The following is a 12,722-nucleotide window of genomic DNA, read 5'->3' as shown; positions in this document are numbered from 1 at the left end:
GTCCCACCCGCGGGCGACCAGCTGCTCGGGGTCGGCGTCGGGCCGCTGCTGGGCGGCCCGGTGCAGCGCCTGCTCGGCGGCGGCGTCGGACCCGTCGCCGGGCAGCACGACGGTGACGTTCGTGCCGTAGTGGTCGTCGTCGATCGCCCGGCCCGCGTCGCGGGCGGCGGCCTCGATCACGGTGCGGGCGCGGGCGGACTCGTCGGGAGTGAGGAAGCTGCCCAGCCAGCCGTCGGCGAGCCGGCCGACCCGGCGCAGCCCGACCTCGGCACGTCCGCCGAGCCACAGGTCGGGCGGGCGGGTCGGGCGTGGTGCGACCGACGCGTCGTCGAGGGTGAAGAACTCACCGTGGTGGGTCACCGTCTCCTCGGACACCAGCCGGCGCAGCACCACCAGGGACTCCTCGAGCACTGCGGCCCGGGTGCCGGGGACGGGGAACAGCTGGCGTTCCGACGGCGTCGCCGCGCGCAGGCCGAACGCCGGCAGGATCCGCTTCGGCGCCAGCACCGCCAGCGACGCGAGCTCGGCCGCGAGCAGCATCGGGTTGCGGCCGGGCAGGATCGTGACGCCGGTGCCGACCTTGAGCGTCCGGGTCCGGGCGGCCGCCCACGTGGTGCCGACCAGCGCGTCGACGCCGGGGGCGGAGACCAGGTCGGGCAGCCACAGCGAGTCGACGCCCGCGTGGTCGAGGGCGTCGACGAACTCGTCGAACTCTGAGCCCGGCTCGGTGGTGCGCAGCCCCACCGAGCCGACGCCGATGCGGACCTTGCCGTGCGGGGAGGCGACCACACCGGCCGACGGTACCCGCGTCAGCGGCCCCGGCGCGGGTCCCGACCACTGTTGCCCAGCGCCCGGTCGAACGGCGGCGCGTCGGCCGGCACCGCGACGACCGGTCCGAACAACCCCTCCCGCGACGCCTCCTGACCGGGTGCGGACATGGCGTCGGTGAACTCCAGGACGGCGGCGACGGCGTCGTCGTCCGGGGTGAACGGGCGCCCGGTCGCGACGGCGAGGTCCCAGCCGTGCAGGACCAGCTCGTCGAGGGCGATGACCCCGGCGACGTCGGCCGGCAGGTCCAGCCCACCCGCCGCGGTGAACCCCTCCCAGGCTGCTGGCTCGCGCCAGGCCTGCGCCAGCGCGTCGAGCCGGGCCGGGATCGCGGTACGCCAGTCCGCGACGAGGTGCGCGGCGTCGGCGCTCGGCGCGGTACCCGCGGCCTCGGGGGACTTCTGCGCCGCCACCCGGAACGCCCACGCCAGACCGTGCAGGTGGTCGAGCAGGGCCGCGACGGACATGCCGTCGCACGGGGTCGGGTCGTGGAGCTGGTCGTCGCGGACACCCGTGACGACGTCGGCCACGGCGCGGGCGGTCGGGGCGAGATCGAGCACGGATGCCACCTCCGGTCGGGTCGGCGCCCCACGGACGGGGGCCCTGCCCACTCCGACCGGCCACGGCGTCGGATCTCATCGCACGGCGTGTATTTCGACACCCGGTAGAAGGTGGGGCGGGGAATACGGCAGAGTGGACGCCAGACGTCCCGTCCGACTGGAGGAAGCCCCCGTCATGAACGACCCGTCCCTCGTCGCCAAGGTCTTCCGCGCCGTGGCGATCGCCGAGGCGCTGTCCTGGACCGGTCTGCTGATCGGCATGTTCGTCAAGTGGGTGCTGGCCACCACCGAGGTCGGGGTGCAGGTCATGGGGCCGATCCACGGTGCGCTGTTCATCGCCTACGTGCTCGTCACGCTGTGGACCGCGCGGCTGTTCCGCTGGGACCTGCGCACCACGGTGATCGGGCTGCTCGCCAGCATCCCGCCGCTGACGACGATCTGGTTCGAGCGCCACGCCGGGTCCACCGGCCGCCTCGACCCGGCCCGTGCCCGGGCCGTCGCCGGCTGAGGTCGTCCCGGATCCGCGCGCCGCTCTTGACTCTTGAGGTAAGCCTAGGCTAACTTCAGGAGGTCGCTTCGTGGTGGGAGCGGCGCGTCAGTTCGGGAACACGGCCCGGCCGCATCGACCACAGCGGCCGGGCCGTCCCGCGTTCCGGGGTCCGTGCGGGTGCCGTTTCGCCGGTGCTGCGGCCTCGGTGTCCACGCCCCCGGTGTCACGGCGCCCCCGGCGGGTACGGCGAGGTCACGAGCGTCGGCTGGGGTCTGCTCGCGCGCCACGGCACGGACGGCTCGTCGGTCGTTCGGGAACGCTGCTGGGGAATCCGGTGGAGGCCGTTGACAACGTAGGTAAGCCTTGGCTAAGTTTCACGTGTCGCTTCGTGGTGGGAGCGGCGCGTCAGTTCGGGACGAGGGCCCGGTCGCTCGACCACGGCGACCGGGCCCTCACATTTCTCCGGCTCGGTCTTCGCCCGGGGCGGGCTTCCGGATCAACCACAGACGCGGCCCCAGTCCTGCACTCATGGCGATGGCGAGCACTCCGACGTAGAACCCCGTGTCGGCGAGGTCGCCACCCACCCACCCGCCCACCGACCAGTGGGCGGCCCCGGCGACGACCACGAACAGCGGCAGCAGCAGTGCGCGAAGGGTCTCCGCACGATCCCGCTCGGGCGTCACGTGCGTCCCGTACCGCCGTCGGCCGATCGCCCGCGCGACCAGCCACACGGCGAGCAGGGCCACCACCAGTACGAGCGCGGCACCGGACCAGGTCGCCCCGGATGCGTCCCGCAGTCCGAGCGGGTGGCCCAGCAGGGTGACCATGCCGAGCCCCCCGGCGACCACCACCGCCTGCAGCTCCAGGCAGCGCCGTCGCAGCTGCACCAGCTCCGCGCGCTCGTCGGTCTCGTTCCTGATCTGCTCCTGCGACGTGCGCAGGGCCGTCCACGGGCTACGCATCCCGGCCTCCCGTCTGTGGTGCGTCACGTCGGGCACGGATCCCGTCGGCCTCCACGCTGGGCAGCGCGAACAGCTGCTCCGCCCGGCTCCTCATGCGTCCGGGTGGGCCAGCGCCTCGTACACCGGCCGCAACGCGTCGGTCAGCCGCCCACCGCCGGCCCGCAGCGGCGGCTCGGGAACCTGGTCCAGCACCGCGCCCGGCCCGGTGTCCGGCGGACGCGGGGGAGCGGACCCGGCCGCGCCCTCCCAGAAGCGGTCCAGCAGGTCCGCCAGCGGCACCGGCCCGGCCGGTGCGGCCGGGCCGTCGGTGCTGTCGCGTTCGGCCCGCAACCGCTCCAGCAGCGCGTCCCGGTCTCGTCCGCGCAGCGTCAGCAGGGTGAACGGGTCGGTGTCGCAGCGCTCGGCCAGCACGTAGAACACCGCGGCCAGGTGCTTGCACGGCACCGTGTGGTCCGGGCACGAGCAGTCCTGCGAGAGGTCGGCGCCCTCGGCCGGGAACAGCGACAGCTCCAGGCCGTCGAGCAGCTCCTCGATCTCCGGGGGCACGGTCCCCGCCAGCAGGGCCGCGGTGTACCAGGCGTCGGCGGCCAGGGCCTCCTCCACGCGCCGCCACTCGGTCTTGTCCCAGACCCGCAGCCCGATCCGGACCCGGTAGGGCTGCGGTCGGGTGCCCTGGACCAGCGCGACCACCGCGCCCGCGTCGACGTCGAGCGACACGATCTGCCCCGACCGGGCGTAGCTGCGGCCACGCGAGAGCCGCCCGCCGACGCCGAGCCGCTCCAGCACGGCCAGGAACCGCCCCGACCACCAGGTCCGGGCGACCGCGCCCCTCGTCGCATGGATCCGGATCCCGCCCTCGACGCGGCGCGGCGGCCCACCGGTGAAGTCCTCCTGCGCCCAGAACGGCCGGTCACTCATCGCCGTCCCCGGTGTCATCGTCGGGTTCGGCCACCGCGTCGGAGCCGAGCGCGAACACCTCGCGCAGCTCGGCGGTCGACAGCGACGTCAGCCAGTCCTCCCCGCCGGTCACCACCATGTCCGACAGCGACCGCTTCGACGTGACCAGCTCCTCGATCCGCTCCTCGACCGTGCCCGGGCACACGAACCGGCGCACCTGCACCGCGCGCCGCTGCCCGATCCGGAACGCCCGGTCGGTGGCCTGGTCCTCCACCGCCGGGTTCCACCACCGGTCCAGGTGGATCACGTGGTTCGCCGCGGTGAGCGTGAGCCCGGTGCCGCCCGCGCGCAGCGACAGCAGGAACAGCTGCGGCCCCTCCCCGGACTGGAACCGGGCGACCATCTCGTCGCGCCGCTTCTTCGGGATGCCGCCGTGCAGGTAGAGCACCTCGGTGTCGAACCGCGCCGACAGGTGCGGGCGCAGCATGGCGGCGAACTCGGTGTACTGGGTGAACAGCAGCGCCCGGTCCCCGGCGGCGAGCACCGGCTCCAGGATCTCCTCCAGCCGGGCGACCTTGCCCGAGCGGTGCCGCCCGCCGGCCCGGTGGATCGGGGACCCGTCGTGCAGCAGCTGGGCGGGGTGGTTGCAGACCTGTTTGAGCTTGGTCATCGCGGCCAGCACGTTGCCGCGGCGCTCGATGCCGTCGCTGTCCTCGATCTTCTCCATCATGTCGTCGACGACGGTCCGGTACAGCGACGCCTGCTCCCGGGTGAGCCGGTGGTCGGCCACGATCTCGATCTTCTCCGGCAGGTCGTCGATCACCGTGGGATCGGTCTTGACCCGCCGGAGCAGGTAGGGCCGGGTGATCCGGCGCAGCGTGCGGGCGGTCCCGGCGTCGCGGTGACGCTCGATCGGCACCGCGAACCGCTGCCGGAACACCTCCGGGACCCCGAGCACGCCCGGGTTGAGGAAGTCCATCACCGACCACAGCTCGGCCAGCCGGTTCTCCATCGGGGTGCCGGTCAGCGCGACCCGGTGGCCCGCGTCGAACGAGCGCATCGTGCGCGACGCCGCCGCGTGCGCGTTCTTGATCATCTGGGCCTCGTCGAGGACGAGCCGGTGGAACCGCCACGCCCGCAGGTCCTCCGCGTCGCGGGTCGCGGTCGCGTAGGTGGTGACGACGAGGTCCGCCGCGCCGAGCCGGGCGTGCAGCGCGTCGCCGCGCGGACGGGCGGCACCGTGGTGGGCGTGGACCCGCAGGCCGGGGGCGAACGTCGCGGCCTCCCGCTGCCAGGTGCCGACCATCGACATCGGGCACACGATCAGGGTCGGGGCGCCGGTCGGCCCACCGGCGCGGTCGTGGGCCTCCAGGGCCAGCAGCTGCACGGTCTTGCCGAGCCCCATGTCGTCGGCCAGGCAGGCCCCCAGCCCCAGCGACGACAGGAACGCCAGCCACGCCACCCCGCGCTCCTGGTAGGGACGCAGCGTCGCGGTGAACCCCGGCGGGGACGGCACCGGCGTCAGCGCCCGGTCGGCGGTGCCCTCCAGCAGCGCCCCGAGGTGCCCGCGGGCGGACACGTCGGTCACCGGCAGCGGGGCGTCCGCGTCGCCACGGGCCGCGGCCAGCACCTCCCCGACGGTGGGCTGCCGGTCCCGGTGGCGGCGCAGGAAGTCCAGCCCCTGCGCCAGTGCCTCGGCGTCGACGGCGACCCAGCGTCCGCGCAGGCGGACCAGCGGTGCCTTCGCCGCCACCAGCGCGGCGATCTCGGACTCGCCCAGCTCCTCGTCACCGACGGCGAGCGACCACCGGAACTCCGCCAGCTCGTCACGCCCCAGCCCGCCGCGGGTGATCACCCCCGGGGCGGGGGCCGACGACGCCGAGAGCCGCAGCCCCAGTGGGCGGCGCCCGTCCCAGCCGCGCGGCAGCGCCACCCCGAACCCGGCCGCCAGCAGCGCCGGTGCGTCCCGGGTGAGGAACCGGTGCGCGCCGGCGACGTCGAGCGGGAGGCCGGTCGGCCGGGCCCGGCGCAGCGCGGGCACCAGCCCGGGCAGCACCTGGGCGGCCCGCCCCAGCTCGGCCAGCAGCACGTCCTGCGCGCCGGTGACCAGGGCGTCGGCCTCGCCGGCCCACACCCCGGCCGCGTCGAACACCAGGCTCGGGTCCTCGGTGGAGCGCAGCGCGAAGTGCAGCTCCCACCGGGTGCCGTCACCGGTCTGGTCGTCGAGGTCCGGACCGGGGTCCGCCGGGTCGTGCAGCGTGGACACCTCGGCGAGCCGGAACAGGGCGGTGGCGGCGCCGGGCTGCTCGCGACCGACGTCCTCCCACACCGACAGCGCCTCGCGCAGCGCCTGCAGCCCGGCCCCGGTCGCGGGCAGGTCGGCCGACGGCCCGGTCAGCGCGTGCAGCAACGCCGCCGGGGCGTCCGCGCGGGCGGGCAGCGGGAGCGGCATCGCGGCGCTGCGCCCCAGCCGCTCGCGGACCGCGGCGTCGGTGAACCGGGCCAGCGCGGCGTCGACCAGGGCGTCCGGGTCCTGCCCGGCGACATCGCCCGGGCGCCGCTGCTCGGCCCGCGCGACCGGCGGCAGCCGCCGCACCAGGTCCGCCCGGGCCACCGCGTCGACACCCTGGACGACCGGGCGCCAGCGTGCCGCGGGTCGCCCGGACTCGGTCAGCAGCACCGGCAGCACCCGGCCGCGCGCCGCGAGCTCCCCGGCGAGCCGGGCGAGGTCGGCGAGATGGGCGAACCCGGCGCCGTAGCGGACCTCGTCGGAGGGGTCGGTCAGCTCGGAGGGGTCGACGACCACCGCCGGCACCGTCCACGGCGCCAGCGTCGGCGTGGCCCGGCTCCGGGTACGTGGCCGGGAGCGGACCAGCCCGGGGGAGTCCTGCGGGCCCGACGGCTGCGAGGGCAGCAGCACCGTCACCGACGACGGCTTGCCCGGATGGATCGCGGCCAGCTCGTCCGACGGCACCGCGAAAGGGTGCGGCCGCGCCGTGCGCAGCGACCGCCGGTCGGTGCGCGGGGTGCGCTCGCCGTCCTCCGCCCACAGCAGGACGCCGCGGGCGGGGGAGTGCAGGGCGTGGACGACGAACACACCCCCACGCTAGAGGCGACCCCCCGACAGCGGCCGCGTGCGGGAGTCCCGCTGCTGCCGCGCACGCCTCGTCGGTGATCACGTGCTCGTCGCCGTCGTCGATCCGCAGGTCCACCCGCGCACCCCCGGCGACCAGCAGCGACGCCGTCTCCTCCACCCGGTGCGCCGGTACCCACGGGGCGCGCGAGATCGACCGCAGCACCGCGGGCGTCGGGGCCAGCGAGCCGCCCGGCGGCGCCGGGACCGGGTCTGGTCCGACGAAGCCGCCGGTGAACAGCACCAGCCGAGCGCACGGGCGCGGGTCGCGCACCAGCAGGTGGTGCGCGGCCAAGCAGGCGCCCTGGGAGAACCCCCACAGCACGACCCGGTCCCGGCCGACACCGGCGTCCGCCAGCCGGGCCAGCCGGTCGTCGACGACGTCGAGCGCGCGCAGCAGCGCGTCCCGGTTCTCGTCGAACGGCTCCAGGAACGGCTTCGGGTACCAGCTGCCGCCCCGCAGGCAGCACTGTCGTGCCGGTGCCGCCGGCGCGACGAACCGGGCGGGCACGTCCCCGAGCCGGGCCGCGGTGGCCCGCATGTCGTCGGGGTCGCGGCCCCGCCCGTGCAGGGCGAGCACGACCAGCGGCGCGTCCGGGTCCCCCCAGGTGGTCATCAGCCCTCGATCGGTTCCAGCTTGGCGAAGATCTCCTCGCGCCGGTCCTCGAACTGCTCGGGCAGCTGGAACCGGGTGCCGAGCTCGTGCGGCGACTCGTCGCAGGTCCAGCCGCCCTCCTCGTGGGTGACGGCCAGCTCGAACAGCGCCCCGCTCGGCGTGCGGACGTAGACGCTCTTGAAGTACTTGCGGTCCTTGAGCTCGGAGATGTCGGTGTAGCCGGCGCCCTCGATGTCGAACTTCACCGCGTCCTGGTTCGCCAGGTCGGACACGTTCCAGGCGAAGTGGTGGTAGGTGCCCGCGCCGTAGCGCCAGGTGCCCTGGTCGTCGCGGCGGTTGACGGTGATCTCCAGGTGGTTGCCGACCTTCGCGTCGCCGATCCGCAGCCCGACCACGTCGCCGTCCTCGGCGGGGGCGCCCTGGGCGAAGAACGAGGTGTCGGCGAACTCGACCATCCGGTCCGGGGTGGTCATGTGCACCCCGACGCCGTGGATGCCGTGGATCGCGTGCTCGGCCGAGACCCCGTTGCCCTCGTAGCCGCGGCGCGGGTCGGCGGCGTTCGCGACGAACTGGTACTCGATGCCCGACGGGTGGGCGAACGCGAGCCGCCGCTGGTCGAACCGCTCGACGTCGGCGACCTCGACGTCGTGGGAGCGCAGCCGTTGCGCCCAGAAGTCCAGGGAGGCCTCCGGCACCGACAGCAGCACCTCGCGGGCCTGGTTGGTGCCGCGGGTGCCGAACTGGCCAGCCTGCGCCCACGGGAACGTGGTGACGACGCTGGACGGGTCGCCGTCGGCGTTGGAGTAGTAGAGGTGGTAGATCGGCAGCGAGCCGTCGAACAGCACGGTGCGCTTGATGAAGCGCATGCCGAGGATCTTCGTGTGGAAGTCGACGTCCTCCTGGGCGCCGGCGACGGACAGGGTCACATGGTGGGAGCCTTCGACATGAGCCACGTTCGGAGACGCTAGGAACGCCGCGGCCGCGGCACATCGCCGACGGGCGCAGACCGCTGTCGTCGGAATGCACGCCCGCCGCGGCCCGCCGGGCGGCTGCTGCGTGACTAGGCTGTGGGCGGCCACCAGCACGACCAGGAGCCGCCGATGACGACCGTCGCCGACCGTCCCACCCACTCCGGCTCAGCTCCCGGACCGGACGGCGTCGAGTTCGCCACCGTCACCGGCGACCTGCCCGCCCCCGGCGACGACCGTCTCGTCCTGGTCGTGGCACTCGCGGGCAGTGCCCTGCTCGGCGACGGCGAGCCGCTGGTCCCCGGGCGGTGGGCGCTGCTGGACCCGGCCCGTCCGGGCACGCCCACCGCGGACGGGGCGTTCCGCGCGCTGTGCGTGCGGTTCCCCCGCGACCGCGTCGAGCCCCGCGGTGAGCCGCTCCCCGGGGTGGCGGGCACGGCGTTCGAGGCGGGTCCCGGCCTGGCCGGCTACGTGTGCGACACCCTGTGCCACCTCGACACCCACCGGCTCGCCATGGGTCCGCACGCCGCCGTCGCGGTGCGGCACGCGGTGGACCTGGTCGGGGTGCTGCTGCGGAGCGTGGCCGGGGTCGAACCCGCCCCGCACTGCGACCTGCTGGACCGGATCAACGCCCACATCGAGGCGAACCTCGGCGACCCGGACCTCGCCCTCGCCGGGATCGCCGCCGCGCACTTCGTCTCGGCCCGCCACCTGCACAACCTGTTCGCCGGGACCGGGACGAGCGCCGCGGCCTGGATCCGTGCGCGGCGGGTCGAGATGTGCCGGCGCGACCTGGCCGACCCCGCGCTGGCCGACGTGCCCGCCGCGGCGATCGGGTCGCGGTGGGGGTTCCGCGGTCCGTCGCACTTCGGGCAGGTGTTCAAGCGCGCGACCGGGCTGACCCCGGCGGCCTACCGCGAGGCCAGCAGCTCGTCGAGTCGCTCGTAGCCCTCGTTCACCCCGACCTCCATGCCCGAGGCCAGCATCGCGTCCCGGGCCGCCCAGGAGTCGAACAGCGACTCCGCGACCAGCCGGGTCCGGTCACCGGGCAGCGGGGTCAGTGTCATCGTCTCCAGACAGACGCTGTCGCCGAAGCCCTCGAAGGTGAAGGTCTGCACGATCCGCTCCGGGGCCCGGACCTCGTGGAACGAGCCGAAGAAGCGGTACTCCCCGTCGTCGTCGGCGTGGGTGTAGCGGTAGCCGCCGCCGGTCACCGCGTCCCAGCGGTCCACGGTCATCCGCAGCCTGCGCGGGCCGAGCCAGCGTCGCACCTCGTCCACCTCGACGTGGGCGCGGAAGACCCGCTCGGGCGGTGCGTCGAACTCCCGCGTGACGCGGATGGCGGGCAGGTCCTCGACGGTGTCGATGGCGGTGCCGCGGGTGCCGGTGGTGCTCATGCCGTCTCCTCGTGCTCGGTGGGCGCGGTCTCCTCGGCGAGCAGGGCGTCGAGGCGCGCGTAGCGCTCTTCCACCTGCCGCCGGTACCGCTCGATCCAGGCCGTCATCAGGTCGAAGACCTCCGCCTCCAGGTGCACCGGACGGCGCTGGGCCTGCCGGCTGCGCCGGACCAGCCCGGCGTCCTCCAGCACCCGGACGTGCTTGGAGACGGCCTGCACGGTGACGTCGTAGGGCGCGGCCAGCTCGTTCACGGTCGCGTCGGCCGTCGCCAGCCGGGCCACCATGTCGCGCCGGATCGGGTCCGCCAGCGCGGCGAAGACCCGGTTCAGCCGGTCCTCCACGTCTCCTCCTCGTTCAACCTCGAGGTTGAACAGACCGTAGCGCGGGGAGGGCTCGTATTCAATCCATCAGTTGAACGAGCCGGGGAGCGACCCGTGCGGCACGTAGTCCGACGGCACCACGCCGAGACGGCCGCTCTGGTAGTCCTCGAACGCCTGCTGGACCTCCTCGCGGGTGTTCATCACGAACGGCCCTGCCCAGGCGACGGGCTCACGGATCGGCTGCCCGCCCAGCACCACGACGTCCAGCGACGGGTGGCGGGCCTCCTGCGCGGTGTCGCCCTCGACGGTGACCAGGTCCCCGGGCCCGAAGACCGCGAGCTGACCGGTCCGGACCGGGCGCCGGTCGGCACCGACCGTGCCCGCCCCGGACAGCACGTAGACCAGCGCGTTGTACGGCCACGGCCAGGGCAGCCGCAGCTGCGCGCCGGGGGAGAGGGTGGCGTGCACCATCGCCATCGGGGTGTGCGTCGAGCCCGGCCCGGACACGCCGGCGACGTCGCCGGCGATCACCCGCAGCAGTGCGCCGCCGTCGGGCGTGGTGACCAGCGCGGACTCGCCGCCGCGCAGGTCCTGGTACTTCGGCGGCAGCCACTTGTCCGCGCGCGGCAGGTTCACCCACAGCTGCAGGCCGTGGAACAGGCCGCCGCTGCGCACCAGCGACTCCGGCGGGCGCTCGATGTGCAGCAGGCCCGAGCCCGCGGTCATCCACTGGGTGTCGCCGTCGGTGATCGTCCCGCCGCCGCCGTGGCTGTCACCGTGCTCAAAGGTCCCGTCGATGATGTAGGTGACGGTCTCGAACCCGCGGTGCGGGTGCCAGGAAGTGCCCTTCGGCTCGCCCGGGGCGTACTCGACCTCGCCCATCTGGTCCATGTGCAGGAACGGGTCGAGGTCGCGCAGGTCCACACCCTGGAAGGCGCGGCGGACCGGGAAGCCCTCGCCCTCGTAGCCGCGCGGGGCGGTGGTGACGCTGCGGACGCCCCGGTTCAGGTCGGTCGGGCCCGGAACGGGCACGCGGGGCAGGGCGCTGACGTCGGCGACGGAGACGGCGGGCATCGGGACCTCCACGGTCGGTGGTTGTTGCACGGTCAACGACTGCGCTGGCGTCCCGATTCCCGGCGGGCCAGACTGATCACCATGGCGGAGCTGTCGACGGTGCTGTCGGACATGTCGTTCCTCGAGGGCCCACGCTGGCACGACGGGAGGATCTGGCTCAGCGACTTCTACACCCACCGGGTGCTCTCGGCCCGCGCCGACGGGTCGGACCTGCGCACCGAGGCCGAGGTGCCGCAGCAGCCGTCGGGGCTGGGCTGGCTGCCCGACGGACGGCTGGCCGTGGTGTCCATGCGCGACCGGCGGATCCTGCGCCGCGAGTCCGACGGCACCCTGGTCACCCACGCCGACCTGTCCGGCCACACCGAGCACCTGCTCAACGACATGATCGTCGACGACGGCGGCGGGCTCTGGGTGGGCACTTTCGGCTTCGACCTGATGAACGGTGCCCCGCGCGCCGCGGCCCCGCTGCTGCGCGTGGCGCCCGACGGCACCGTGTCGGTCGCGAGCGAGCCGTTGCACTTCGCGAACGGGCCCGCACTGACCGGCGGGGACCTCGTCGTCGCCGAGACCTTCGGCAACCGGCTGTCCGCCTTCGCGATCGGCGACGACGGCACGCTCGGCCCGCGCCGGGACTGGGCCCTGTTCGGCCCGCCGTCGGCCGCGGAGGACCCGTCCGACGCCATCGCCGAGCTGACCGTCGCCCCGGACGGGATCTCCGTCCCCGACGCCGAGGGGGCGATCTGGGTCGCCGACGCCGTCGGCAACCGCGCGATCCGGGTCCGGCCCGGCGGTCTCGTCGACGGCGAGGTGTCCACCGGGCAGGTCGGCACGTACGCCTGCGCCCTCGGTGGCGACGACGGCCGCACCCTGTTCCTCTGCACGGCCCCCGGGTTCGCCGAGCACGAGCGCCGCGACACACGCCTGGCGCAGCTGCTCGCCGTGCGTGTGGCCGTCCCCGCGGCCTGACCGCTGTGCCCTCCCCCGACGAGACCGCCGCCCGCGCGCTGCTGACCGGCGCGCGGGTGGCGCGGCTCGCGACGATCCGTGCGACCGACGGCACCCCGCGCCTGGTGCCGATCACCTTCGCCCTGGCCGACGGACTGGTGGTGTCGGCCGTCGACGACGTCAAGCCCAAGCGGCACCGCAGGCTCGCGCGGCTGCGCGACATCGAGGCCGACCCGCGGGTGGCGTTGCTGGCCGACCACTACGACGAGGACTGGACCCGGCTGTGGTGGGTCCGTCTCGACGCCACCGCCGCGATCCACGACGACGGCGACCTGCACTCCCGCGCCGTCGCGGCACTGGCCGACCGGTACGCCCCCTACGCCGCCCGTCCCCCTGAGGGCCCGGTCGTCGCCCTGACCCCGACCCGCTGGACCGCCTGGACCGCCACCCCGCCCCCGTGATCACGCGTCCGCGCGCGGAACCGGCCCCCGCGCGCGCCGCGTCGCGCGCGCACCGCGAGATCCGCACGGGA

Annotated in this window: 12 protein-coding genes and 2 pseudogenes; 4 read left to right on the top strand and 10 right to left on the bottom strand. The window is 74.8% G+C overall.

Features of this window, described 5'->3' with window-relative positions; all coding sequences use genetic code 11:
• Window positions 1–48: 48 nt before the first annotated feature.
• Window positions 49–744: pseudogene (locus XF36_RS34005) on the bottom strand (LLM class flavin-dependent oxidoreductase); the annotation flags it as partial.
• Between the two features lie 65 nt (window positions 745–809).
• A complete protein-coding gene (locus XF36_RS11980; RefSeq protein ID WP_193394008.1) occupies window positions 810–1,388 on the bottom strand; it encodes a TIGR03086 family metal-binding protein in 579 nt (192 codons plus the stop codon).
• A gap of 175 nt (window positions 1,389–1,563) precedes the next feature.
• Here XF36_RS11980 and XF36_RS11975 point away from each other — a divergent pair, with 175 nt between their 5' ends.
• Window positions 1,564–1,896, top strand: a complete 333-nt coding sequence (locus XF36_RS11975; RefSeq protein ID WP_060712041.1) for a DUF3817 domain-containing protein — start codon at window positions 1,564–1,566, stop codon at window positions 1,894–1,896.
• A gap of 434 nt (window positions 1,897–2,330) precedes the next feature.
• On the opposite strand, the gene XF36_RS11970 is transcribed toward XF36_RS11975, so the two are convergent.
• The 5 genes and pseudogenes from XF36_RS11970 to XF36_RS11955 all read right to left on the bottom strand — a co-directional run bounded on the left by XF36_RS11970 (window position 2,331) and on the right by XF36_RS11955 (window position 8,412).
• Window positions 2,331–2,840 (bottom strand): hypothetical protein, encoded by a 510-nt coding sequence (locus XF36_RS11970; RefSeq protein ID WP_145981340.1) that lies wholly within the window; start codon window positions 2,838–2,840, stop codon window positions 2,331–2,333.
• Window positions 2,841–2,930: 90 nt separating this feature from the next.
• Window positions 2,931–3,758 carry an SWIM zinc finger family protein gene (locus tag XF36_RS11965; RefSeq protein WP_060712039.1) on the bottom strand — a complete coding sequence of 276 codons (828 nt, stop codon included), beginning with the start codon at window positions 3,756–3,758 and terminating at the stop codon, window positions 2,931–2,933.
• Window positions 3,751–6,834, bottom strand: coding sequence for a DEAD/DEAH box helicase (locus XF36_RS11960; protein ID WP_060712038.1), 3,084 nt, complete (start codon window positions 6,832–6,834; stop codon window positions 3,751–3,753). The genes XF36_RS11965 and XF36_RS11960 overlap by 8 nt, the downstream gene beginning before the upstream one ends.
• 127 nt (window positions 6,835–6,961) lie before the next feature.
• Window positions 6,962–7,411, bottom strand: a pseudogene (locus XF36_RS30330) (alpha/beta hydrolase); the annotation flags it as partial.
• Window positions 7,412–7,485: 74 nt separating this feature from the next.
• A complete protein-coding gene (locus XF36_RS11955) occupies window positions 7,486–8,412 on the bottom strand; it encodes a VOC family protein (RefSeq protein WP_238589229.1) in 927 nt (308 codons plus the stop codon).
• 174 nt (window positions 8,413–8,586) lie between these two features.
• On the opposite strand from XF36_RS11955, the gene XF36_RS11950 reads away from it, so the two are divergent.
• The gene (locus XF36_RS11950) at window positions 8,587–9,402 is read left to right on the top strand and encodes a helix-turn-helix domain-containing protein (protein WP_145981339.1); all 816 of its coding nucleotides are present in this window, start codon (window positions 8,587–8,589) and stop codon (window positions 9,400–9,402) included.
• Here the strand turns inward: XF36_RS11950 and XF36_RS11945 are convergent.
• The 3 genes from XF36_RS11945 to XF36_RS11935 form a co-directional block, all read right to left on the bottom strand.
• Window positions 9,366–9,851 (bottom strand): SRPBCC family protein, encoded by a 486-nt coding sequence (locus XF36_RS11945; protein ID WP_060712035.1) that lies wholly within the window; start codon window positions 9,849–9,851, stop codon window positions 9,366–9,368. The two genes, XF36_RS11950 and XF36_RS11945, sit on opposite strands and share 37 nt — an antisense overlap.
• The gene (locus XF36_RS11940) at window positions 9,848–10,135 is read right to left on the bottom strand and encodes an ArsR/SmtB family transcription factor (protein ID WP_238589322.1); all 288 of its coding nucleotides are present in this window, start codon (window positions 10,133–10,135) and stop codon (window positions 9,848–9,850) included. The genes XF36_RS11945 and XF36_RS11940 overlap by 4 nt, the downstream gene beginning before the upstream one ends.
• Window positions 10,136–10,258: 123 nt before the next feature.
• Window positions 10,259–11,245, bottom strand: a complete 987-nt coding sequence (locus tag XF36_RS11935) for a pirin family protein (protein ID WP_060714629.1) — start codon at window positions 11,243–11,245, stop codon at window positions 10,259–10,261.
• Window positions 11,246–11,326: 81 nt separating this feature from the next.
• On the opposite strand from XF36_RS11935, the gene XF36_RS11930 reads away from it, so the two are divergent.
• Together XF36_RS11930 and XF36_RS11925 are read left to right on the top strand one after the other, a co-directional pair.
• The gene (locus XF36_RS11930; protein WP_060712033.1) at window positions 11,327–12,211 is read left to right on the top strand and encodes an SMP-30/gluconolactonase/LRE family protein; all 885 of its coding nucleotides are present in this window, start codon (window positions 11,327–11,329) and stop codon (window positions 12,209–12,211) included.
• 5 nt (window positions 12,212–12,216) lie between these two features.
• Window positions 12,217–12,651, top strand: coding sequence for a TIGR03668 family PPOX class F420-dependent oxidoreductase (locus XF36_RS11925; RefSeq protein WP_060712032.1), 435 nt, complete (start codon window positions 12,217–12,219; stop codon window positions 12,649–12,651).
• Window positions 12,652–12,722: the final 71 nt, after the last annotated feature.

This window comes from Pseudonocardia sp. HH130629-09, assembly GCF_001294645.1.
In the GTDB taxonomy this organism is placed as follows: domain Bacteria; phylum Actinomycetota; class Actinomycetes; order Mycobacteriales; family Pseudonocardiaceae; genus Pseudonocardia.
The sequence above is the reverse complement of the archived record's forward strand: the minus strand, read 5'-3'. Positions and strand labels throughout refer to the sequence as shown.